The organism is Bartonella vinsonii subsp. arupensis OK-94-513 (assembly GCF_000278235.1).
Lineage (GTDB): Bacteria > Pseudomonadota > Alphaproteobacteria > Rhizobiales > Rhizobiaceae > Bartonella > Bartonella arupensis.
Map to the genome: position 1 here is coordinate 451,807 of NZ_JH725038.1, position 515 is coordinate 452,321.

At 54.4% G+C, this 515-nt stretch carries 1 protein-coding gene; it reads left to right on the plus strand.

Translation table 11 applies throughout. From position 1 onward, the window contains the following. Positions 1 to 515 (plus strand): DUF637 domain-containing protein (locus tag ME1_RS07060; RefSeq protein WP_004864951.1); only part of this gene is annotated, 515 nt, incomplete at both ends.

Consider the following 515-nt stretch of genomic DNA (forward strand, 5'->3'; position numbering starts at 1 on the left):
GATCGTATCGCTCGTGAAGCAGAAAAGAACTTGATCAAAGCCTCCATTGGCGCTGGGGTTCAAACGGCTCTTGAGGGCGGTTCTCTTGACAAGAACTTTATTACAAATCTGCGCACAGCTCTGTCAGGAACCATCGGCAAGGCGTTAGCGGAAGAAATTGGCACTGCTAAGGCGGATGGAAAAATAGACACGGTCACGCAAATTATTGCCCATGCTGGTCTTGGCTGTCTTGTCGGAGCCACTGCCAATGGCGCTTGCACCGCTGGTGCTATCGGCGGGGCTGTGGGCGAAGCCACAGCTATGCTCCAGTTTAAACTGTGGGTGCAAGGCATTATACGAGAGGAAGTGGGGGACCTGAATGGTCGCACACCCACTCCGGAAGAACAAGCCCGCATCACGGCAAGGATTGATGCTCAGTTTGCTGACTTTAGAGAACACACCATTGATGTCGCACGGGCTGCTGGGGGCTTTGCCGCTGCCCTTGCCGGTGGTGATGTCAATACCGGTGCTGATGC